At 58.4% G+C, this 22,038-nt stretch carries 18 protein-coding genes and 3 pseudogenes; 10 read left to right on the top strand and 11 right to left on the bottom strand.

The features are described from left to right. Nucleotides 1-13 precede the first annotated feature (13 nt). The 3 genes and pseudogenes from HUW52_RS16685 to HUW52_RS16695 all read right to left on the bottom strand — a co-directional run. Nucleotides 14-1,309, bottom strand: a pseudogene (locus HUW52_RS16685) (NAD(P)/FAD-dependent oxidoreductase); the annotation flags it as partial. Then, the gene (locus tag HUW52_RS16690; protein ID WP_175554291.1) at nt 1,306-2,394 is read right to left on the bottom strand and encodes a polyamine ABC transporter substrate-binding protein; all 1,089 of its coding nucleotides are present in this window, start codon (nt 2,392-2,394) and stop codon (nt 1,306-1,308) included. The gene HUW52_RS16690 and the pseudogene HUW52_RS16685, both read right to left, overlap by 4 nt. A 155-nt stretch (nt 2,395-2,549) precedes the next feature. Continuing rightward, nucleotides 2,550-3,908 carry a glutamine synthetase family protein gene (locus tag HUW52_RS16695; RefSeq protein WP_016984752.1) on the bottom strand — a complete coding sequence of 453 codons (1,359 nt, stop codon included), beginning with the start codon at nt 3,906-3,908 and terminating at the stop codon, nt 2,550-2,552. A 162-nt stretch (nt 3,909-4,070) separates the two neighbouring features. Here HUW52_RS16695 and HUW52_RS16700 point away from each other — a divergent pair, with 162 nt between their 5' ends. From HUW52_RS16700 to HUW52_RS16715, 4 genes are all read left to right on the top strand, one after another. Beyond that, the gene (locus HUW52_RS16700) at nt 4,071-4,970 is read left to right on the top strand and encodes a helix-turn-helix domain-containing protein (protein ID WP_116256184.1); all 900 of its coding nucleotides are present in this window, start codon (nt 4,071-4,073) and stop codon (nt 4,968-4,970) included. Between the two features lie 90 nt (nt 4,971-5,060). Next, nucleotides 5,061-5,570, top strand: a complete 510-nt coding sequence (locus tag HUW52_RS16705) for a sigma-70 family RNA polymerase sigma factor (RefSeq protein ID WP_175554292.1) — start codon at nt 5,061-5,063, stop codon at nt 5,568-5,570. Continuing rightward, the gene (locus HUW52_RS16710) at nt 5,570-6,517 is read left to right on the top strand and encodes a FecR domain-containing protein (protein ID WP_175554293.1); all 948 of its coding nucleotides are present in this window, start codon (nt 5,570-5,572) and stop codon (nt 6,515-6,517) included. The genes HUW52_RS16705 and HUW52_RS16710 overlap by 1 nt, the downstream gene beginning before the upstream one ends. A 67-nt stretch (nt 6,518-6,584) precedes the next feature. Beyond that, nucleotides 6,585-8,984, top strand: coding sequence for a TonB-dependent siderophore receptor (locus tag HUW52_RS16715; RefSeq protein ID WP_175554294.1), 2,400 nt, complete (start codon nt 6,585-6,587; stop codon nt 8,982-8,984). A gap of 47 nt (nt 8,985-9,031) precedes the next feature. On the opposite strand, the gene HUW52_RS16720 is transcribed toward HUW52_RS16715, so the two are convergent. The 6 genes from HUW52_RS16720 to HUW52_RS16745 all read right to left on the bottom strand — a co-directional run bounded on the left by HUW52_RS16720 (nt 9,032) and on the right by HUW52_RS16745 (nt 15,869). Further along, nucleotides 9,032-10,024 (bottom strand): LacI family DNA-binding transcriptional regulator, encoded by a 993-nt coding sequence (locus tag HUW52_RS16720; protein WP_175554295.1) that lies wholly within the window; start codon nt 10,022-10,024, stop codon nt 9,032-9,034. 75 nt (nt 10,025-10,099) lie between these two features. Beyond that, a complete protein-coding gene (locus HUW52_RS16725) occupies nt 10,100-11,569 on the bottom strand; it encodes a glycoside hydrolase family 32 protein (protein WP_371929219.1) in 1,470 nt (489 codons plus the stop codon). Between the two features lie 29 nt (nt 11,570-11,598). Further along, nucleotides 11,599-12,744, bottom strand: coding sequence for an ABC transporter ATP-binding protein (locus HUW52_RS16730; protein WP_175554297.1), 1,146 nt, complete (start codon nt 12,742-12,744; stop codon nt 11,599-11,601). Between the two features lie 27 nt (nt 12,745-12,771). Then, the gene (locus HUW52_RS16735) at nt 12,772-13,614 is read right to left on the bottom strand and encodes a carbohydrate ABC transporter permease (protein ID WP_016986707.1); all 843 of its coding nucleotides are present in this window, start codon (nt 13,612-13,614) and stop codon (nt 12,772-12,774) included. Next, entirely contained in the window at nt 13,611-14,573 is a 963-nt protein-coding gene (locus HUW52_RS16740) for a carbohydrate ABC transporter permease (protein ID WP_026000716.1), read from the bottom strand. Before HUW52_RS16740 ends, HUW52_RS16735 begins: the two co-directional genes overlap by 4 nt. A 21-nt stretch (nt 14,574-14,594) precedes the next feature. Further along, nucleotides 14,595-15,869, bottom strand: a complete 1,275-nt coding sequence (locus HUW52_RS16745) for an ABC transporter substrate-binding protein (RefSeq protein WP_175554298.1) — start codon at nt 15,867-15,869, stop codon at nt 14,595-14,597. A gap of 168 nt (nt 15,870-16,037) precedes the next feature. Between HUW52_RS16745 and HUW52_RS16750 the strand changes: the two genes are divergently transcribed. The 6 genes and pseudogenes from HUW52_RS16750 (at nt 16,038) to HUW52_RS16775 (ending at nt 20,512) form a co-directional block, all read left to right on the top strand. Continuing rightward, nucleotides 16,038-17,603: a carbohydrate porin gene (locus HUW52_RS16750; RefSeq protein WP_175554299.1), complete on the top strand. Its 1,566-nt coding sequence runs from the start codon at nt 16,038-16,040 to the stop codon at nt 17,601-17,603. 93 nt (nt 17,604-17,696) lie between these two features. Continuing rightward, a complete protein-coding gene (locus HUW52_RS16755; protein ID WP_175554300.1) occupies nt 17,697-18,446 on the top strand; it encodes a hydroxypyruvate isomerase family protein in 750 nt (249 codons plus the stop codon). Between the two features lie 127 nt (nt 18,447-18,573). Then, on the top strand, nt 18,574-18,978 hold the full coding sequence (locus HUW52_RS16760; RefSeq protein WP_175554301.1) for a thioesterase family protein: 405 nt from the start codon (nt 18,574-18,576) through the stop codon (nt 18,976-18,978). A gap of 98 nt (nt 18,979-19,076) precedes the next feature. After that, on the top strand, nt 19,077-19,610 hold the full coding sequence (locus HUW52_RS16765) for a DinB family protein (RefSeq protein WP_175554302.1): 534 nt from the start codon (nt 19,077-19,079) through the stop codon (nt 19,608-19,610). A gap of 84 nt (nt 19,611-19,694) precedes the next feature. Then, nucleotides 19,695-19,781 (top strand): annotated as a pseudogene (locus tag HUW52_RS16770) (DUF1330 domain-containing protein); the annotation flags it as partial. A gap of 215 nt (nt 19,782-19,996) precedes the next feature. After that, nucleotides 19,997-20,512 carry a cupin domain-containing protein gene (locus HUW52_RS16775; RefSeq protein WP_016986714.1) on the top strand — a complete coding sequence of 172 codons (516 nt, stop codon included), beginning with the start codon at nt 19,997-19,999 and terminating at the stop codon, nt 20,510-20,512. A gap of 174 nt (nt 20,513-20,686) precedes the next feature. Here HUW52_RS16775 and HUW52_RS30405 read toward each other — a convergent pair. Then, a pseudogene (locus tag HUW52_RS30405) lies at nt 20,687-20,794 on the bottom strand (thymidylate kinase); the annotation flags it as partial. Between the two features lie 2 nt (nt 20,795-20,796). Further along, a complete protein-coding gene (locus HUW52_RS16780; RefSeq protein WP_175554303.1) occupies nt 20,797-21,978 on the bottom strand; it encodes a XylR family transcriptional regulator in 1,182 nt (393 codons plus the stop codon). Between the last annotated feature and the right edge of the window lie 60 nt (nt 21,979-22,038).

Here is a 22,038-nt window from a genome sequence, read left to right on the forward strand (position 1 = left end):
CGCGGTACCCCTGTAGGAGCTGCCGCAGGCGATACCAGAACATCCCCAGTGCCAGCAGTGGCGAGCGCAAGGCCGGGCCGCCGGGGAAGGTCATATGCGGCACGCCGCTGAACACGTCCATGCCTTGGCTGTGACCGGCATGAATCGCCTCGCCGAGCAGTTTCGCGCACCAGTGCGTGACGTTCAGGCCATGGCCGGAATAACCCTGCGCGTAGAGCACGTTCGGGTGCTGTTTGAGCCGGCCGACCTGCGGAAAGCGGTTGGCGGTGATGCCAATCTTCCCGCCCCACTGGTAATCGATGCGCACGTCGGCCAGTTGCGGGAAGACCTTGAGCATCTTCGGGCGCATGTAAGCGGCGATGTCCGCCGGATCACGCCCGGAATAGTGGCAGGCACCGCCGAACAGCAGGCGCCGGTCCGCCGAGATCCGGTAGTAATCGAGGCCGACTTTCTGGTCGCACACCGCCAGATTGTGCGTGATCAGTTGCGCGGCGCGTTCTTCGGACAACGGTTCAGTGGCGATGATGTAACTGCCGGCGGGCAGGACTTTGCCACTGAGTTGTTGTTCGAGGTCGTCCAGATGCGCGTTGCAGCCGAGCACCAGACTGCCGGCACGCACTGAGCCCTTGGCGCAACGCACCTGAACGGTCGGACCGTGGATGATTTCCAGCACTTCACTCTGCTCGAAAATTCGCACGCCGAGTGACGCCGCCAGTCGCGCTTCGCCCTGCACCAGATCCAGCGGGTGCAGGTGCCCGGAACCCATGTCGACCAGTCCGCCGGCATAGATGTCGGAATTCACCACTTGCTGGCGGATCTGCTCCGGGCCGATCAGACGGGTTTCGTGGGCATAACCGAGTTCGGCGAGGTCGACCAGCTCATCCTTGAAGGCCGCGAACTGCGCCGGGGTATTGGCCAGATCGCAGAAGCCCCAGCGCAGATCACACTCGATGCCGTTGTCGCCGATGCGCTGACGCACCAGTTCCACCGAATCAATGCCGGCGCGCTGCAAATAACGCACGCCTTCCTGGCCGACATATTTGGCGAAGCCTTCAACTTTATGACCGATCCCGCGAATCAACTGACCGCCGTTGCGCCCGCTGGCGCCCCAGCCGATGCGCCGGGCTTCGATCAACACCACCGACAATCCGCGCTGAGCCAGCTCGATGGCGGTGTTGACCCCGGTGAACCCGCCGCCGATCACGCAGACATCGGCGGTCAGGTCAGCGTCCAATACCGGATAAGGTGTGGTCGCCCGCGCCGAAGCAGCGTAGTAGGAGCGAGCGTGTTCCTGGGTGTACTGATTCATTTGTTCGACTTCACTTTGCTCCAGGAGCGGGTCATCAGACGCATGATCGCCTGGGGCGGGGTGGTAGAAATGTAGAGTTTATCGAGCACGGCTTGAGGTGGGTAAACCTCTGGGTTGTTGACCAGTTCCGAATCCATGAACTGCTTGGCGGCCGGGTTCGGGTTGGCGTAACCCACCGAAGCGCTGACTTTGGCGATCACTTGCGGATCGAGCAGGTAATTGATGAAGGCGTGGGCTTCTTTGGTGTTGCTCGCATCGGCGGGGATGGCCAACAGATCAAACCAGAGGTTGGCGCCTTCCTTCGGAATGGCGTAAGCGATGTTCACGCCGTTCTTGGCTTCCTTGGCGCGGTTGGCGGCCTGGAATACGTCGCCGGAGTAACCGAAGGCCACGCAGATGTCACCGTTGGCCAGATCCGACACGTATTTCGAGGAATGGAAATAGGTGATGTACGGACGGATGCTGAGCAGTTTCGCTTCAGCCTTTTTATAGTCTTCCGGGTTTTCGCTGCGCGGGTCCAGGCCCATGTAATTGAGCATCGCCGGGAAGACTTCGTCGGCGGAGTCCATCATCGACACGCCGCACTGGGTGAGTTTTTTCAGGTTCTCGGGTTCGAACAGCACGGCCCAGGAATCGATGTGGTCGATGCCCAGCACTTGCTTGACCTTGTCGACGTTGTAGCCGATGCCATTGGTGCCCCACAGGTATGGCACCGAGTGTTCGTTGCCCGGATCGTTTTTCTCCAGCAGTTCGAGCAGTTTCGGGTCGAGGTTCTTGAAGTTCGGCAGTTGCGAGCGATCCAGTTTGAGGAACGCGCCGGCCTTCACCTGACGGGCGAGGAAGTGGTTGGACGGCACCACCACGTCGTAGCCGGTGCGGCCAGCGAGAAGTTTGCCTTCGAGGGTTTCGTTGGAGTCGAAAACGTCGTAGATCACCTTGATCCCGGTTTTAGTCTGGAAGTCGGCGAGGGTGGTTTCACCGATGTAGTCGGTCCAGTTGTAGACGCTGACCTGGGGTTGGGCGTGCGCTACGGCGCTGAACAGCACGCTCAGGGCGACCGGGAGTACGGATTTCAACAGACGCATTTCGACACCTCTTGGAATTGTTGGATTTTTCAGGTGGGTACTTTTCCTTGTGGGAGCGAGCTTGCTCGCGAAGGCGGAGTGTCAGGCGACATCAGTTGTGACTGAATGACCGCTTTCGCGAGCAAGCTCGCTCCCACAGGGGTAAGTGTTGTGTTTCAGACGCTGAGCATCAGGAACTCACGCTCCCACGAGCTGATCACGCGCTTGAAGTTTTCATGCTCGGCACGCTTCACCGCGACATAGCCACGGACGAATTTGTCGCCCAGGTATTGCGCAACGGCCTCGCACTCTTCCATCTGCGTCAGCGCTTCTTCGATGGTGATCGGCAGACGCAGGTTGCGGCGCTCGTAAGCACGGCCATGGACCGCAGCGCTCGGTTCGATGCCTTCAACCATGCCGATGTAACCGCAGAGCAGGCTCGCGGCGATTGCCAGGTACGGGTTGGCATCGGCGCCCGGCAGACGGTTTTCTACGCGCATGGCTTCCGGGCTGGAGGTTGGCACACGCAGGCCGACGGTGCGGTTTTCTTCGCCCCATTCGACGTTGACCGGTGCTGAGGTGTCCGGCAGGAAGCGGCGGAACGAGTTGACGTTCGGCGCGAACATCGGCAGCACTTTCGGGATGTATTTCTGCAAACCGCCGATGTAGTGCAGAAACAGTTCGCTCATCTGCCCGTCAGCGTTAGCAAAGATCGGTTTGCCCGTGGCAATGTCTACCACGCTCTGGTGAATGTGCATGGCGCTGCCCGGCTCATCGCCGATCGGCTTGGCCATGAAGGTCGCCGCAACGTTGTGCTTGAGCGCTGCCTCACGCATGGTGCGCTTGAACACGGTGATCTGGTCGGCCAGATCCAGTGCGTCGCCATGACGGAAGTTGATTTCCATCTGCGCCGGGCCGTCTTCGTGGATCAGCGTGTCGAGGTCCAGGCCTTGCAGTTCGCACCAGTCGTAGACGTCTTCGAATAACGGATCGAATTCGTTGGCGGCGTCGATGGAGAACGACTGCCGACCGCTTTCAGCACGGCCCGAGCGGCCGAGCGGTGCCTTCAGTGGCAAGTCCGGGTCTTCGCAGCGTTGGGTCAGGTAGAACTCCATTTCCGGCGCCACAATCGGCTTCCAGCCTTTGTCGGTGTACAGCTGCAAGACTTTCTTCAACACGTTGCGCGGCGACAGTTCGATCGGGTTGCCGAACTTGTCGAAGGTGTCGTGGATGACGATGGCGGTCGGCTCGATCGCCCATGGAATCACGTAGACCGCGTCAGCCACTGGCTTGCAGACCATGTCGATATCGGCAGGATCGAGCAGGTCGTAGTAGATGTCGTCGTCGACAAAATCCCCGGTTACCGTTTGCAGCAGCACACTTTCCGGCAGGCGCATGCCTCGCTCATGCAGGAACTTGTTGGTCGGTGCGATCTTGCCGCGGGCAATGCCGGTCAGGTCGCTGACCACACATTCGACTTCGGTAATCTTGTGATCTTTCAGCCACGTGAACAGCTGATCGAAAGGGGCATTCATAAAGACCTCGTTATTGGTTTTATAGACGCCGGGGAGGGCGGGTTTCATCTTCCGCCCCTTCCCCTGTGGCGCGTTGACGACTATCTTGGGCGAGCCTTGCAGTTCCATCTATCCACTTTAAGCAGCACCAAAGCGCACCAAAAGAGTGCGCAAGGTCACCCCATGACAACGTGCAATTCGCTCCAGGTTCAAGCGTTCAACACCGCCGATGTGGCCGAGCAAGTCCGCGCCACACCGGGCTGGGTCCAGCATTACCAACAGATGTCGCCGGGCCATTTCGCCGGGCAGATCCGCTATCTGGATCTGCAGGGTGTCGAGGTCTACGAAGAGCAGATGAACACCCGCGTCGAGCAGAACTTCAGCGCGCCATCGGGTGCTTTGGCGTTCTGTTTCGATCGCAGCGACAACGCGCTGTATCTGCTCAATGAAGAGAGCCGCAACATCTGGATCACCCCGGAGAACTACCAGGAAATCGCCGTGGTGTTCGGTCCGGAGTTTGTCCGTCAGCACGGTCTGAATGTGGCGAAACTCGAAGGGTTGTTCATGACGCAACTCAATTGCGGACAGAACGCTTTGTTCAGTCGCTGGTTAAGCTCAACTCTCACGAAGTTGTCGCAACCTATTGATCTGCTTGATAAAGAGTCGCTGACGCAGCAGCTACTTGAAGACTGCCTGTTCATCCTCGACAACGCTCACACCAGCCTCGATCGCGGCGGATTACAGCGGCGTAGCGAAGAGCGGATGATCATGAAACGGGTGGGGGAGTGGGCGGCGGATTCGCCGGAAGACACCGTCAATCTGCTTGAGCTGTCACACGTGGCAGGCGTGCCGTTGCGCCAATTGCAGCAGGCATTCAAGGCCTACACCGGGATGACCCCGAGTCACTGGCTGCGCCTGCGCCGGTTGAACAGCGCACACCGTGAATTGCTCAAGCGCCGGCCGACGGAGACCACCGTGGCCGAGGTCGCGATGCACTGGTCGTTCTGGCATTTGGGAAGGTTTTCCAGCAGTTACCGGGCGTTGTTCAAGGAGTTGCCGAGCGAGACCTTGAAGCGCTCATGAATGCCGTCGCGGTTAAAAAGGCTTTGTCTCGGCGCTGAAGTTAAATAGAATCACTCTCATTTGAAACTGACTTCGCGCAGGACTCTTGAGATGACTGAAGCAGCGACGCCATCGCCGCAGCACCTGCACGAACTGTATCGCGATCACCGAGGCTGGCTGGAAACCTGGCTGCGCCGGCGCATGGGCAATGCCTGGGATGCGGCGGACCTGAGCCAGGACACGTTCTTGCGCGTGCTGTGCAGCGCTCAGCCGATTGCCGACATGCGTGAACCGCGCGCGTATTTGCTGACCGTGGGCAAACGCCTGCTGAGCAATTTCTACACCCGCCGCAGCCTGGAAAAGGCCTATCTCGAAGCCCTCGCGCAGTTGCCCGAAGAATGCGTGCCGTCGCCCGAGCAACGTTGGCTGCTGCTGGAAACCCTGCAAGCGCTGGATGAGCTGCTCGATGGTTTGCCGCGAGCGGTGCGTCGTGCCTTTCTCTTGAGTCAGCTCGAAGGCCTCGGTTACCGTGAAATCGCCGAACGTTTGCAGGTTTCTGAACGCAGTATAAAACGTTACATGGCAATGGCTTACGAGCATTATTTGATGCTGAATCTATGATGCGCGTCGCACCCGACACCGAAGCGCGTGAAGTGGCGCGTGCCGCCGCACAGTGGTTGGCATTGCTCGAATCCGGCGAGGCCAGTGAAGCCGATCACGTGCGACTGAAGACCTGGCGCAACAGCGATAGCCGCCATGAAAACGCTTGGCAGAAGATTCAATTGTTGCGTCAGCGCTTTTCCAGTCTGCCGACAGAATTGGCCATGGCCACACTTGATCGCCCGAATCTGGCGCGGCGTGCAGCGTTGAAAAGGGCGCTGGGGCTGGCGGCTTTGGTGCCTACGGCGTGGTTGATCAGTCGCCAGTTGCCGCTCGACGTCTGGCGCGCGGATTTGCAGACTTCCACCGGCGAGCACACGCGAACACGGTTGGCCGACGGCAGCACCTTGCAACTGAACACCGCCAGTGCGGTGAACGTTGATCTGGCCAACCGTCAGTTGACGCTTGTGCGCGGCGAAATGGCGCTCAACGTTCCGGGTAGCACGGCATTGACGGTCAGCGCACCGTACGGTCGGATCATTGTCAGCCGCAGCGAAGTCTGCGTGCGCCTCAACGAGCGTGAGTGCAACGTGTCGGTGGTCAGCGGCTCGGTGCAATTGCAGCCGTTGCACGGCCCGGAGCTGCAGTTGAGCGCCGGGCAACAGATCAATTTGCAGGCCTCCGGCGCCGGACCGATCGCGCTGTTCGACGCCCAAATGCCGGGTTGGCGTGACGGTGTGTTGATGGCGCAAAACCAACCGTTGGGGGATTTCCTGCGCGAGTTGAGCCGTTATCGCTCGGGGCTTCTGCGCTGGGAGCCAGCACTTGAAAGTCTGCGTGTCACCGGCAGTTTCCGTCTCGACGACACCGATAAAGTGCTGGCGCTGCTGGCGGCGAGCCTGCCATTGGAGGTTCATTCGCGCACGCGTTTCTGGGTAACGCTGGCGCCGCGAAAAAATATCGTCTGAAGCCTGTCCCTTTTTTTCGCCTCACCGGTCATTGCAGGTAAGTGAACAAAATCGAGAGCTTCTTCCAATGCCCGCAGTATTCCCAAGTCGTTTGCGTCCGTTGTTGCAGTTGAGCCTCCTGCTGAGCCTGAGTGCCAGCCCGGTGTTGATCCAGTCGAGCTGGGCCGAAGACGCCCGGCGTAGTTATCAGGTACCCGGCGGGAGTCTGAGTGCGGCGTTGACGCGCTTTGCCGGGTTGGCCGGGGTCAATCTGTCAGTCGACCCGGCGTTGGTCAGCGGGCGCAGCAGCAATGGTTTGTCCGGCGAGTTTGGTGTGGAAGAGGGTTTTACCCGGTTGTTGCTGGGCTCTGGTTTGCAACTGCAACCGGTGGGTGAGCACGCTTACACCCTGGTGCTCGCAGCGGAGGCCGGAAGCCTGCAACTGGCGCCGACGTCGATCCTCGGCGCCAGCGATTCGACAGGCGCTGATGTCTTTGCCGGAGGCCAGGTTGCGCGGCGCGGCTCGCAGGGTTTGCTGGGGTCGAAAGACTTCATGGAAACCCCGTTCAGCATGACCACCTACACCAGCGAGACGGTGAAAAACCAACAGGCCCGTACGCTGGGCGATCTGATTGCCAGCGACCCGTCGGTGCGCGCGACCAATCCGGCCGGTGGTCGTTACGAGCAATTCACCATCCGTGGTTTCAGTCTGTTCAACAGCGACGTGGCCTATAACGGCCTCTACGGTGTTTTGCCGACTTACACGATCGACATGGAAATGGCCGATCGCGTCGACATTCTCAAAGGCCCGAGCCAACTCATCAACGGCATCTCGCCACGGGGTAGCGTGGGCGGGGGCATCAACGTGGTGCCCAAGCGTGCCACCGACAAACCGATCACCTCGCTGACGGCCAACTATGCGTCGAACAATCAGGTCGGCGGCGCGGTGGATGTCGGCCGGCGGTTCGGTGAGGACAATCAGTTCGGCTTGCGTTTCAACGGCGTCAAGCAGTCCGGTGATACCGAGTGGGATCATCAAAGTGTCGACCGCGACATGGCCGTGCTCGGCCTGGATTTTCGCGGTGAGCGCTTGCGACTTTCGACCGATATCGGCCACACCGAACGCGATACCGACGCGCCGCAGGAGCGCGTGCAAGTCGCGGCCAATGCCAAGGTTCCGAGCGCGAACAAGGTGCATCGCAACTACGCGCAACCGTGGACTCAGGCGAAAACCGAGGACACCTTCGGCACGTTCAACGCCGAGTTCGACGTCAATGATTCGGTGATGCTGTACGGCGGCGTCGGCGCGCGCAAAAGTAATCATGACTTCTTGCGCCACGCCGTTTCCGTCACCAACGATGCCGGTGATTTCAGCGTTCAACCGCGTGATTTCACCCGCGACGAGAATGTCCGTACCGCCACGGCAGGTGTGCGCAACTGGTTCCATACCGGGTCAGTGAGCCATGAGGTCAACCTCGCGGCCAGCTACTTCTACATGGATTTCGAGAACGGCGGCGCGCGTTACGCCTCAGGGCGCAGCAACCTGTATGACCCGGTGGAAACGGCGAAACCCGGCACACCGACGCGCTACGACGCCAAGGTCTACACGGAAAACCGCTTCAGCGGCGTGGCGTTATCCGACACGCTGGGCTTTTTCGATGATCGATTGCTGCTGACCCTCGGCGCTCGCTGGCAACGAGTGAAAGTCGATGACTGGAGCGATGACGTCAAAGGCGACACGGCTTACGACGAAGAAAAGGTCTCGCCCTCGGGCGGCATTCTGTTCAAGGCGACTGACAAGCTGTCGCTCTACGCCAACTACATGGAAGGCCTGAGCCAGGGCAAGATCGCGCCGTCAACGTCAGTGAACGAAGACGAAATCTTCCCGCCGTTTATCAGCCGTCAGGTCGAGATCGGTGCCAAGTACGACGCCGGTTCGTATGCTTTAACGGCAGCAGTATTCAGGATCAAGCAACCCGCCTATGAAACCAACGCCACGACCCGGGTCTTCGGCCCGAACGGCAAACGACAGAACAACGGCGTGGAGCTGAGCATGTTTGGCGAACCGCTCAAAGGCCTTCGGTTGCTCGGCGGCGTGATGTACATCGACAGCGAGCTGACCCACACCACCAACGGCACGTTCGACGGCAATCGCGCGCCGGCGACGCCGAAATACAACGTCAATCTCGGCGCCGAGTGGGACGTGCCGACGGTGCAGGGCCTGACCTTGACCGGGCGCGGCATTTATTCCAGCTCGCAGTATCTGGATCAGTCGAACGAGAAGGAGATCGACGCTTGGGAGCGCTTCGATGTGGGCACGCGATACGCCTTCAAAGTCGATGAGAAAACCATCACCCTGCGCGCCAACGTCGAGAATGTGCTGGATAAACGCTACTGGAGTTCAGCAGGCGCTTCGGATGACAGTGAACCGGGGCTGACGTTGTCGACACCGAGAACTTATCTGCTTTCAGCGACGGTGGATTTCTGATTCAACTCGAAAAATCAAAAGCGTGCTCTCAGCGAGCTGACCCACTCTTACAGTGATGTCCTGACCACCAATGGACAGTCAACTCGCTGAGTTCCCGATAGCTCCAGGGTCTCGATCAGATGCCGTGCAGCCTTACGCCCAATTTCGTAGTACGGCAATTGCACCGTGGTCAGCGGCGGGATGAACAACTCGGCAATGCCGATCATGTTGTCGTAGCCGAGGACGGCGACATCGTCGGGAATTTTCAGGCCACGCCCCAACAACAGCTGATAGGCACAAAAGGCGATACGGTCGTTGCCACAGATCAGAATATCGAATTGGGGGCGACCATCAATGACATGCCGGTCGAGGATGGCGGCTGTTTCACCATAGGCGTCATGATCGGAAAGGTCGTATTGCAGGAGCGTGTCCGGCGCCAGTCCGAATGCCTGACAGGCACGCTGCAGGCCTTTTTGTCGCAGCCCCCATGCCAGACTCTGTTTCGGCAGATTGATACACAGAGGACGCTGGTAGCCGAGGCTCAACGCGTGGTGTACGGCGCGATACTGGCCCATTTCGTCGTCGGGCACATAGCTGACGAGGTCGCTGTCATCTGCCAGACAATTGGCGAGCACCAGAGGCTTGCTCTTCAAGCGCTCGGGAATGCTGACCTGGCGAAACCCCATGGCGCTGAAGATCAAGCCGTCCGGACGGTGCGACAGCATCAGGTCGATGTTCTGGTCGGTGGGCGGGTTGCTGAGCAGGTTGAGGATAAAGACATTCCAGCCGGCTTGCTGCGCGGTCTGTTCAATGGACAGCAGCAGCTCGACCGCGAAGGGCGTGGTCGCGGTGTCCAGCGCGAACACGCCGATGGTGCGCGACTGCAGGTTGTCACCGCGCATCTTGCGCGCTGACAGGCTGGGTACGAATTGCAGTTCATCAATGGCACGACGCACCCGTAGGAGGGTTTCGGGGCTCAGTTTTTCCGGAGTATTGAGCGCTCGAGACACCGTCATCAGGGACACGCCGGCCAGCTGTGCAACGTCTTTCACTGAAGTCATGCGAAGTGCGGCCAGTCAGGTTGACGCAGAATCATGACACAGGGCCCGGGCTTCTCGCGACCCGAATGACGCCGTTCATGACCATGCAGAACCGAACGGCCATGCTCTGGTAATCGAGACACGTCCACCACTCCCGCTTGCCAGCAGCTTCACGCCCAGACTGTCGGAGCGCGGATAGAGACGACTGCTGAGGCTGAAGCGGCCGTTTTCGTCGAACACCTCGATGGATGAGCGATCGAGGAACACGCGCAGCTCGAGTCGCTCTTGTGTCGGGTCTATCGAGACGCTGCGCTGGCCTGTGACTTGCGCACCCGAGCGGCTGCGGTCAAGCACCAGGCGCTGCAGTGACGCATCGTAATAGAGCAGGGTTTCTTCACGGCCATCGTCGCTGCAGCGCAAGGCGACTCCTAAATGGCCGTCAGTGCAGCCGAGTAGATCCAGATGCACATGGACTTCCAGCATGTCGCCGCTTACCTCCGGCACCCAGCGGGTTCCCGACGCTTCCCACCACGGCGTCCCCGGCAATAGCGTCATTCGCAGCGCGCTGAGTTCCCGTGCCGGATACACGCAAAGACGATCGGCGCTCAGTTCCAGTTCGCGGGGTAATCCGAGCATGCCGCACCAGTGGTGGGCCTGGCTCGGCATCGGGCTTTCCCACATGTCCAGCCATGCCCATAGGAGGCGCCGACCATCGGCGGCCACCAGGGTTTGCGCCGCATAGAAATCGTGGCCGTTATCCAGCTCGATAAAAGGCCCGCCCGTGAACTGCCACTGGTTGTCGAGATGGCCCACTCGATAACCGGTCTGGTACTTGTTGAGCCGGTCATAACCGTCGGCTTGCATGCCTTGTGGTGAGTACAGCAGCACGTCGCGTCCATTCAGGCGAAATAGGTCCGGGCATTCCCACATATAGCCATCGCCCTCGCTGCCGGCGGACACATAGTCGAGGAATTCCCAGACGTGCAGATCCGTGGACCGGTACAACGGCAGCAGCGGCCTGTCGCCCAGACGTGCGCCGGCAATCAGGTACCAATGGTCATCCGCCTGCCAGACCTTGGGGTCACGGAAGTGCATGATGCTGTCTTGCGGCGCGCTGTCGATGACGGCGCCATGCTTGATGAAACGGATTCCATCGTTGCTGGTTGCCAGGCACTGGACCTGGCGGATCAAGCGCTCGTCACCCACTTCGCCCAGCCAAGTGTGTCCGGTGTAGATCAGGGCGAGGGTATCGCCACAGACCACGGCGCTACCGGAAAAACAGCCGTCGCGGTCGCAGTCATCGCCGGGGGCCAGTGCAATGGGCAGGTGCTGCCAGTGCACCAGATCTGCACTCTTGGCGTGGCCCCAATACATCGGCCCCCATTTCGCGTCGAAGGGGTGATGCTGATAGAAAACGTGGTACTCGCCACGGAAGTACACGACCCCGTTCGGGTCGTTCATCCAGCCTGCCGGCGGGGCAATATGATAACCGGGTCGATAATCCTCGATGACGCGAGACTGGCTGTCTGCCAGGGCGCGCTGCGCAAGGTCAAGGGTCGAAGACATAGGATCGCTCGGGGTATTCAAAGACAAAGTCATAGGGCGTGTGCTCGGATTGAGCGCAAAGAGAGGTCATCCTGCGCGGATTCAATGGCGTGCGGGTGGCGCTTCAATGCCGTGCCGTCGCTGTCGAACAGGTGGATCTTGTCGATGTCCAGTTGCAGTTCGACCCGATCGCCTGTCTGCCATCCGGCGTTGACTTCACAACGACAGATCAGCGGCTCGTCCTGCCCGGTATCCAGATGCACATAGGTTTCACTGCCCAGATATTCGACCCCGGTGACGACGACGCCAGCCGTTCCCTGTGCTGTCTTGAGCGACAGGTGTTCCGGGCGAACGCCCAGGCTCAGCGAGGCGTCCGCCGCCAGGTTCGAGCTGTCGAAGGGCAGGGCGGTCATCGCCAAAACCGGAGTATCGACCAGGCTGGTTTCGCCCGGCGCATGCAGGCGTGCCGGCAGGAAATTCATTTTCGGCGAACCGAGAAAACCGGCGACAAAGCGACTGGCCGGCCGCTCATAGAGTTCGCGCGGTGAACCGACTTGCTCAATATGGCCGCCATTGAGCACGACAATTTTGTCGGCCAAGGTCATCGCTTCCACCTGATCGTGAGTGACGTAGATCATGGTCGAGCCCAATCGGTCATGCAGTCGGGCGACTTCATTGCGCATCTGCACCCGCAAGGAGGCATCCAGGTTGGACAGCGGCTCATCGAACAACAGAATGTCCGGCTCCCGCGCCATGGCTCTACCCATGGCTACACGCTGACGCTGCCCCCCAGACAGTTCTTTTGGTTTGCGTTGCAGCAGTTTGTCCAATTGCAGGATTTGCGCAGTTTTCAGCACCCGCTCGCGCAGGCTGCTCTTTTCAGTCTTGGCCAGTTTGAGGCCAAAACTGATGTTGTCGTAGACGCTCATGTGTGGGTACAGCGCATAGGACTGAAACACCATGCCGACGCCACGCTCGCGCGGTTCCAGGTCGTTGACCCGGCGCCCGTCGATCAGCAGGTCGCCGGCACAGATCGAGTCCAGTCCGGCGATCAGTCGCAGCAGCGTCGACTTTCCGCATCCCGAAGGACCGACGAAGACCACGAATTCACCCGCCGCAATCTCCAGGCTGATGTCGCGAAGAATCCGCACGCCGCCCAATTGTTTGTTCACGTTGTCCAGTTTCAATTTCATCACGATGCGGTTCCTTGTCTTTATTGGGCATCAACCCTTTAACGCGCCGGCAGTGAGACCGGAAACGATTCGGCGCTGGAAGATCAGCACCAGAATCACCAGTGGGACGGTGACCAGCACCGAGGCAGCCATCAACAAGCCCCAAGGCAACTCATGGGGGCTGCCGCCGGAAATCAAGGCGATGGCAACCGGTACCGTGCGTTGGCTGTCGGTGAGGGTGAACGTCAAGGCAAACAGAAACTCGTTCCACGCGGCGATGAAGGCTAGCAAGCCAGTGGTGACCAGTGCGGGCCAGAGCAGCGGCAACAGCACGCGGGTCAGCGTTACCCAAGGGGACGCACCATCCATGATTGCCGCTTCCTCCAGTTCATGGGGCAGTTGTCCCATGAACGTGGTCAGCACCCAGACGGTGAAGGGCAGAGTGAAAATCGTGTAGCTGAGGATCAACGCCCACGACGTGTTGTACAGGCCCAAGGCGCGGATCACTTCGAACAGTCCCGACAGCACCGCGACTTGAGGAAACATCGACACGCCAAGGACCATCATCAACACCGTGCCACGCCCACGGAACTTCACTCGGCCCAAGGCATAGGCAGCGGTCAGGCTGAGGAACAGCGCCAGTGTCACCACGCACAGCGCAACCACCAGCGAATTACCGATCGCCCGCAGGAATGAGGCCTGGTGGAGGACCGCCGCGTAATTGGAGAAGTCAGGATGTTCGATCCAGTAACTCACCTCGAACAAGGCGCTGGAGGGCTTCAGCGAGGTCACGATGGCGTAGTAGAAAGGGAAAACCGCATACAGCAGCAATACCCCGATCAGGCACCAGAAGCCGAGGCGCAACAGCGCTTTTTTCAGCAGACGCGGGCTCATGCGCGGACCTCCAGTTGACGGCGTCCGAGGTAGAGATAAAGCATGGCGATCACCGCGACCACCAGAAACAACAGCGTCGACGCCGCGCTGCCGTAACCGACATCCTGGAACTCCACCAAGTGCTGGCGGGCATACACCGACATGCTCATGGTGCTCGACGAGTTCGAGGTCAGCACATAGATGACGTCGAATACCCGCAGGGAATCAAGAATGCGGAAGATCGCCGCGACCAGCAGTGCAGGCATCAACAGTGGCAGCGTGACACGCCAGAATACGTTCAGCGGATGAATGCCATCGACCCGGGCCGCTTCGTAGCAATCGCTCGGCAACATCTGTAAGGCCGCCAGCATCAGCAGCGTGACGAAGGGCACGGTTTTCCAGACATCAACGATGATCACCGCCCACATCGACAGGTCCGCATCCGCCGTCCAGGCCAGGGGGGCGTCAATCAGCCCGAGGCTGAGCATCAGGTGATTGATGATGCCGAACTGGTCGTTGAGCATCCAAGACCAGATCTTCGCCGAGACAATCGTCGGAATCGCCCACGGAATCAGAATCAACGCTCGCACCAGAGAACGGCCGGTGAACTTGATGTTCAGCAGCAACGCCACCAACAGCCCCAGCACGACCTCCAGTCCCACCGAGACCACCGTGAAATACAACGTGTTGCGCACTGCATTCCACCACTGCGGATCGACGAGGATGCCCGACCATCCGGAATCGCTGAACAACAGATAATTGCTCAAGCCTATGAAGGTTGCGCTACCGGTGTCCGCTAGGCTGGCGTCGGTCAGGCTGAACCAGAATGTGCGCAGCAGCGGCCACGCAGCCACCAGGGCCAGGCAGACCAGCATTGGCGTCAGAAACAGCCAGGCAGCGCGCACTCGGCGACGTTGTACAGGCGTTTCCCTCGTGAGCAGCAGCTCGTCAAAGGGGGCATGGGTCGTAGAGACAGACATGGTGATTTCCTTCCTTGTGGCTTACCAGTTCCGGCGTTTGATGCGCGTGAGTTCGCTTTCCAGTTCGGCCAGTGCCTGATCGACGGGCAACTCGCCGGCCAGCACGCCATGCACCCGATCGAAGAAGGCATTGGAGACCCGCGGATAGCGATCGGCGGTGATGGCGGCGGGGCGCATGACCCCAGCGTTGAGAATGCTGTGCAACTGAGCGTAATAAGGCATGGCCGCGAGCAACTCGGGATCTTGATACAGCGACTCGATCACCGGGTTATAGCCGCCTTTCAGCGCTCGACGTTTTTGCTCTTGGGCACTGCTCAGGTAGCTCACCAACTCGGCGGCGAGTTTGGGATGGGCGCTATAACGCGAGACCGCCAGGCCCCAGCCACCGAGGGTGGAGGCATGCGCGCCAGTCTCGCCGCCGCGGGGCAGGGGAGCGACGCCGACCTTGTCTTTTACGGCGCTGTCCTGGCTTTGCACCAGGGCCCAGACATACGGCCAGTTGCGCATGAACAACGCATTGCCTGACTGGAATACGCCACGTCCTTCTTCCTCGGTGTAATTGAGCACGCCACGCGGGGAGATATCCCCGACCCAGCTTTTCGCCAGGGTCAACGCCGCTCTTGAGGCTTGGCTGTTGACCACGATGTCGCCGCGTTGATTGATCAGTCCGCCTTGCGGCTGACTGCTGATCCACTCCAGCGCATTACACGTAAGTCCCTCGTAGGCGCGTCCCTGAAAGATATAACCCCAGGCTTTGGCGTTGCCGGCGTTACGTTCAGCCTGTTGCACATCCCTGGCGGTCGCGGTCATTTCCTCCCATGTTTGAGGAACCTGCTTGTTGTATTTCTCAAGCAAGTCTTTGCGGTAATACAGCAGCCCCGAGTCGGTGAACCACGGCATCGTCACCAGCCGGCCGTTGACCGTGGCGTTATCGACCTGGGCCTGAAAGTAGCCTTGGGTCGCGTTGGCGGGAAGCACCTCACGCAGATCCAGCAGGTGTTTGGCCAGCATCCCCGGCCAGACCATATCGATTTGAATGATGTCGATGTCGGTGGACTGCGCACTGAGGATCTGCTGGTAGAACGACAACCTCTCTGTTGCCGAGTTAGGCGTGGAGACCACCTCGACGTTGTTGCCGGTCTGTTTCGACCATTCCTCGACGGCCTCCTTGCACAGCTGCAACTCCGCACCCACCGCACCGCAGGAGATCGTCAGATCGGTTGCGCTCGAGGCGGATGGCAGTGCGGCAGACAGGGTGATCAATGCGACTGGCAGGAGCGATTTCAAGTGTTTCATCAAGCATCCTTTATTTTTGTTTTTAGAAAAGTTAACGTTAACATCGCCAAATGTAGCAGCGTATTTGCGAGGAGGCATCCTTTTTTTCGTCGATTGCGACAACTCGCAACGCACGTGAAAAACGGCCGTTTGCGTCAACCAACAATAAAAACAAAACAGGGATTTCATATGCACAAAGCAACAGGCTGGCTAATGGCAGGTGTGCTCGGCACATCCGCAGCGACCGCTCAGGCCGCGACACTGGAAGAGCGCATGGCCGCACTTGAAGCCCGTGCCAGCGCAGCGGAAAAGCGTGCGGCCACGGCCGAACAGCAGACCCAGGCACTTGCCCGGGAATTGCAGCAGGTCAAACGCGCGGCGCCGCCCTTGCAACCCGTCGCATCTAACGCAACAGCCATTTCGGCGCCGGCTCTGGATACCCGACTGGCAAAACTCGAAGCCCGTCAGCAAAGCCTGGAGAAGGAGGGCAGTACCGCGAACCTCACCGATGGATTCAGCTTCAACGGCTATGCGCGCTCCGGATTGCTGGTCGACGAGGGGATGGGTGGTGGCCGTGGCGGCCCTTATACAACCCCGGCCGGCTCGGTGGGCGGGGCAGTCGGGCGACTCGGCAACGAGGACGACACCTACATGCGTATCGACCTGTCGAAAGAGATCTACGCGCAAAACGGTACCCGATCAAAATTCACGGTCTCCATCGCCGACGGTGTGGAAAGCTCCAATGACTGGACGGCCGACGAAAGCAACCTCAACGTACGCCAAGTGTTCGCCACGCTCGACCATGTCGCTGCGTTCAAAGGCAATTCAGTCTTCGAAAACGCTACGCTGTGGGCGGGCAAGCGCTTCGATAGAGATAATTTCGATATCCACTGGCTGGACTCCGACGTCGTTTACCTGGCCGGCACCGGCGGTGGGATTTACGATGTGCAGATGAACCAGCATTGGCGCTCCAATTACTCGTTGATTGGGCGTAGCTACGGAGATTTCAGTCAAGGCGGTATCAATGCCGATGTGGAAAGCTACATCCTGACCTCCAACCAGTTCTTCGAGGATGGCCAGTGGCAGTGGATGTACAACGCCATCGGTGCCAAGAAAAACGATTTCGGCACCCACACCAACAAGGCCGGTTTGACGCCTGCGGATTCCGGTTTGCACAGCATGCTGGCCAATCACCAGAAGACCTTTTTCGGCAGGGAAGGCTTCTTCAAAACGGCGTTGCTCTATGGGCAGGGTCTGGGGGCAGAGGTCAAGAACATTGGCTCGGACGGTGAGCTGATCGACGACGCCCGCGCGCTGCGTCTGGCGCTTTACGGTGAGACCCCGCTGACCTCTGACTGGCGCATCGGGCCCAGCTTGCTGGCCGAACAGAGCAAGGATAGATACGTCAAAGGTGACGACTACCGCTGGCTGACCCTGAACGTGCGCTTGGCCAACAAAATCAACAGCAACTTCGAAATGGCCTACGAAATGAGCTGGCAAACCATGAACCTCGACCCCAAGGGCTATCTACAACGCAATGCGGTCGATGGTAACTTCTGGAAATTCACGGTTGCCCCGACATTCAAACTGGACGTTGGCGATCTCCTCACGCGTCCGGAGCTGCGAGTGTTCGCCAGCTACATGAACTGGTCTTCGGATCTGGACAGGTTCAGCACTGCAGACTCCTTTGGCATGTCCGACTTCCAGGCGGGAGGGGTATGGCAATACGGTATTCAGATGGAAACCTGGTTTTAATCGTTGAACGCACTTGCGATAGTGCAGTGCTGGAGCGGCGAAGGATGCTCCAGGCTACCGATGTCGTTTCTTCCCAGGATGGATGATTACCCAATGCTCAAGTTCAATGCTCATCTCGGTTTCCAATTCAATGAATTGCCTTTTCTGCAGCGCATCGAAGCCGCCGCAGCCGCCGGTTTCCGGGCAGTGGAGTTCCCGTCGCCGTATGAATTCGACGCCAGTCTGCTTGCCGACCATCTCGCCCAATACAGTTTGCCGTTGATTCAGTTCGCCGCCCCGGCTGGCGTGACCAAAGGCATCGCCGCGTTACAGGGCAGGGGAGAGGAGTTTCGTGACGGGTTGCTCCAGGCCGCCCGCTACGCAAAGACCTTAGCGTGTGCGGATGTCCACATCATGTCGGGCGTTACCACGCAGAATGACGCTGAGCGAACCTACGCGGGCAACCTGGAATATGCGGTCAAGTACTTGGAAGACCAGGGACTGCGGCCGCTTATCGAAGTGATCAGCGCGGAGGCGATGCCAGGCTATTACATGTCTGACTTCAGCAAGGCACAACAGATTCTGGAAACCTTCCCGAGTGTTGGGCTGATTCTTGATCTTTACCATGCCCAGCTTCTGACCGGAGACGCAGCCGATGTGCTGGCGCGGTTCTATGACAGAACCGTGCATGTGCAAATTGCCGATTGCCCGGGTCGTCACGAGCCGGGAACGGGGAGTATCGACTTTGCTGCGTTGTTCGCGGCGCTGGAGCAGCGCGGCTACGCCGGATGGATTGGGTGTGAATACCGTCCTTCTGGAACTACCGTTGCGAGCCTGGACTGGTTTAAGCAGCTAAGTGCTTAGGTTCCAGGCGAAAATCTTTGAGTCGCCGATGTGGGGGTAATCGCCGCCATCAAAGGCAGAAGCCCTTGATGGCCGAGCGAGAAGAACTCATCGATATTGGACTGACGTTGGCGAGTAGGGGGAGTTAATGCCGGATGCGGTTTTCGTAAGTCGAACTATTTTGTTCGGAGATTGTGATCCGGCAGGGGTGGTTTACACCCCGCGATTCTCACATTTTGCTGTGGAGGCCATTGGTGTAGCACTCGACAGATGGGTCGGGGGGCCGGGGCTTAGAGCGGTGATGAGTTTTAATATATTGCCGCCAGTGCGTGCGATGTCGGTCGAGTTGCTGGCTCCGGTGACCTGGGATGACGAAATGACTATTAAAGTTGGCGTGGCCAGGTTGGGCGAGCACTCTTTTACTTTTTTGGTTGAGGGGTTTGTAGGCGAAGGCGTGCTGTCATTTACCGCGAATGTCACACACGTTTGTGTCTCACCGGAAAGTAAGGAAGTTGTACCCATCCCAGCTCCGTTGCGAGCGCTTCTTTCATAGATGATCAGACGGTTCCTCACAACAAAGCGCGACACTGGACTGGGATGCAAGATGAGCGTGGATCGATTACAAAGCGATCCATTGAAAGGACGAGCACGATGAACCGAACCAGTCATATTTGCCTGATGGCCAACTATAACGAATGGATGAACGCAAAGATTTTTGAGGCAGCCAGAAGCCTGTCAGATGAAGAACTCTCAGTGGACAGGAAAGCATTCTTTGGTTCAATTCTCGGGACGTTGAACCACTTGGTGGCCGGCGACACTGTCTGGCTAAAGCGATTCGCCAGGCACCCTGCCAATTACCTGGCTCTGGCACCGATTCAACAGCTTCCTGCCCCCAGAAGCCTCGACCAGTTGCTTTTCTCGAATATCCGAGATCTTTCGGCACATCGAGTGTGGCTTGATCAGAAAATTGTAGAGTGGTCTCGCTCCATTGCAGAGCCGGACCTGGATCACACCCTCAATTACACAAGCATCAAGGGAATACCCGCTGACAGGAGCTTTTATGGCTTGGTCATGCATTTTTTCAACCATCAGACGCACCACCGCGGACAAGTGACAACGTTGCTTTCACAAGCGGGTGTCGACATAGGTGATACGGATCTGGTCGTCCTCATTCCGCTTACATAACGGAGCAAGGCATCGGGCTCTACAATCGCTCATCCCAAGATTTGGCGCGTATCGCTCCGGGTATTCGCTTGAGCTTGGTACAACTCTGCGCAGTACACCGAACTGAGGAAAATCCGCCAGCGCTCAGCCAAGACCGATGTCTATTTGATCGAGGGAGTACCGGCGCGATAGTCACCGAGTCGCCTTTTAACTCCAGCTGATGAGGTTTTGCATTAAGGGTAGGGCGGCTCCGTCATGATTGCCGGGCGATACCACCGGCGTAGTGAATTTCAAAAGCAGTGGCACGAGCATGAACCTATATTTATTAGAAATCATGTTTAACTACACTAAATGGTCGTTTAGTCGAGTTAACGTAAATTATCCGCATATTCGACGGAGAAGAGGCCATGATTAAGCATGAAGCCAAAGCTGGAGACGTTATTAGAACGTTGGATCTGCAGCCTCATCTCGAAGGTGGCTATTTCCGTAGAACTTATCAAGCCGATCATCGCGACCCACTCGAAACTCGCAGCGGCCCACGGTATCTGATGACCTCGATTTACTATCTGCTGGATCAGCAATCACCGGTGGGCCAGTTTCATTTCAATCGATCCGACATCCTGCATTATTTCCACCTGGGCGACGCCATTGAGTACAGCCTGATTCATGCTGACGGCTCATTGCAGACATTGGTGATGGGCGGCGACATTCTGGCAGGACAGCTTTTGCAATTACACGTACCTAGTGGAATATGGAAAGCTTCGCGGTTGCTCGAAGGCGAAAACGGATTTGGGCTGATCAGCGAAGCCGTTTCGCCAGGATTTGATTTTGCCGATATGGAAATGGGTGATCGGCAGAAACTCACACAGCAATTCCCACAGCATCGAGCGCTGATTGAAAAGCTGACGCGTGATGAGGGTTGAGCGCCGTCGAATTCAAGGAAAAGCTGTGGATCGGATTCAGGGCGATTCTGCAGGTTGAAATCCACTGTGCAACCGGGCTGATCTCGTAACATCTTGTTACGTGTAATGTATATTATGTTAAATCATGTATTACGCTATGCGCCCTTGCGGCAACACCTGTCTCCATTTCGACAATCACCCCTGCACCTTGTAGATCTCATCAACCACCTGCCTCTTCGCATCTTCAATCGTTCCCTCGTTACGACATAAAACCCAGTCGTGATCTGCAACCGCGTGCTTAAACATCAGCGCGTCTCTGCCCCTTGCTGATACTCCCGAGGTGTACAACCAAACTCCCGGCGAAACACCGTGTGCAGATACTGCGCGGATTTAAACCCACAACTGCGCGCAACGTCGGCAATCACCGAGTCGGTACTTGTCAGGCCCTTGGTAGCCGCTGCCAGTTTGAAACGCAGAATCTCGTCATGCACGCTACAACCACGCTCAGCACGAAAATGCGCTTCAAGTGATGAACGCGACACACCGACATAAGCTGCCACCTGCGCCGTTTTAATGCCTTGGCAAGCATATTGGCGAATAAACAGCAGCGCCTGCATGACGTACGGATTGCCCAATGGCTGGTGCAAACTCGACACCTGCACGTTCACAGCATCGGGAGGAATCAGGATTTGTGTGCCGGTGGACGGCATGCCGTGCAGCATCTGGTGCAGTAATTGCGCAGCGGTACGGCCCATGGTTTCCGTGCCCTGAATAACCGAGCTCAGCGGCACCCGGGTCAGGCTGCGGGTCAACGGATCATTGTCGATGCCAATCAGTGCCACCTGCTCAGGCACGGCAATCCCGGCGGTCAGGCAGGCCTGCAGCAACTGCCGCGCGCGGGCGTCGCTGACGGCGATGATGCCGATGGGTTTGGGCAGGCTTTGCAGCCAGGCGATCAGTTGTTCGACGGCGCTGTCCCACAGCGGTGCGCTGGTGCCCATGCCGCGATAGATTTCGCCGTGCAGACCATCGCGCTTCATCAATTTTCGAAAGGCCTTTTCGCGCTCTTGCGCCCAACGATTGGCCTGCGCTTCCGGCAGGCTGAAGCAGGCAAAACGCTGCAGCCCCGCCTCGATCAAGTGCGTGTAAGCCAGCGTCATCAGCGCATTGTTATCGGTGGCGACGTAGGGAATCGCTTTCGGATAGGCGCGTTTATCCTCGTACGAGCCCCCTACTGCTACCACCGGCATCTGGATATCAGCCAGCGCCTCACCAATCAGCGGATCGTCGAAGTCGGCAATGATCCCGTCCCCCTGCCAGCGCTCGATGCCTTTCAAGCGACAGAGAAAATCCTCTTCGAGAAACAGGTCCCAGGAGGCCCGAGTGCTGCTCAGGTAGTTGCCGATGCCGCTGATGATGCCACGGTCGTAGATCTTGCTGCCGTTGAACAACAAAGCGATGCGGTGAACAGGCGGTACGGTTTTCATTGTTTTTATGCTTGTTCGAGGCCCCCTTCTCAAGGAGACGGTTTGCACAGACTAGGCGCG

The organism is Pseudomonas sp. 43A, from assembly GCF_013363935.1.
Lineage (GTDB): Bacteria > Pseudomonadota > Gammaproteobacteria > Pseudomonadales > Pseudomonadaceae > Aquipseudomonas > Aquipseudomonas crudilactis.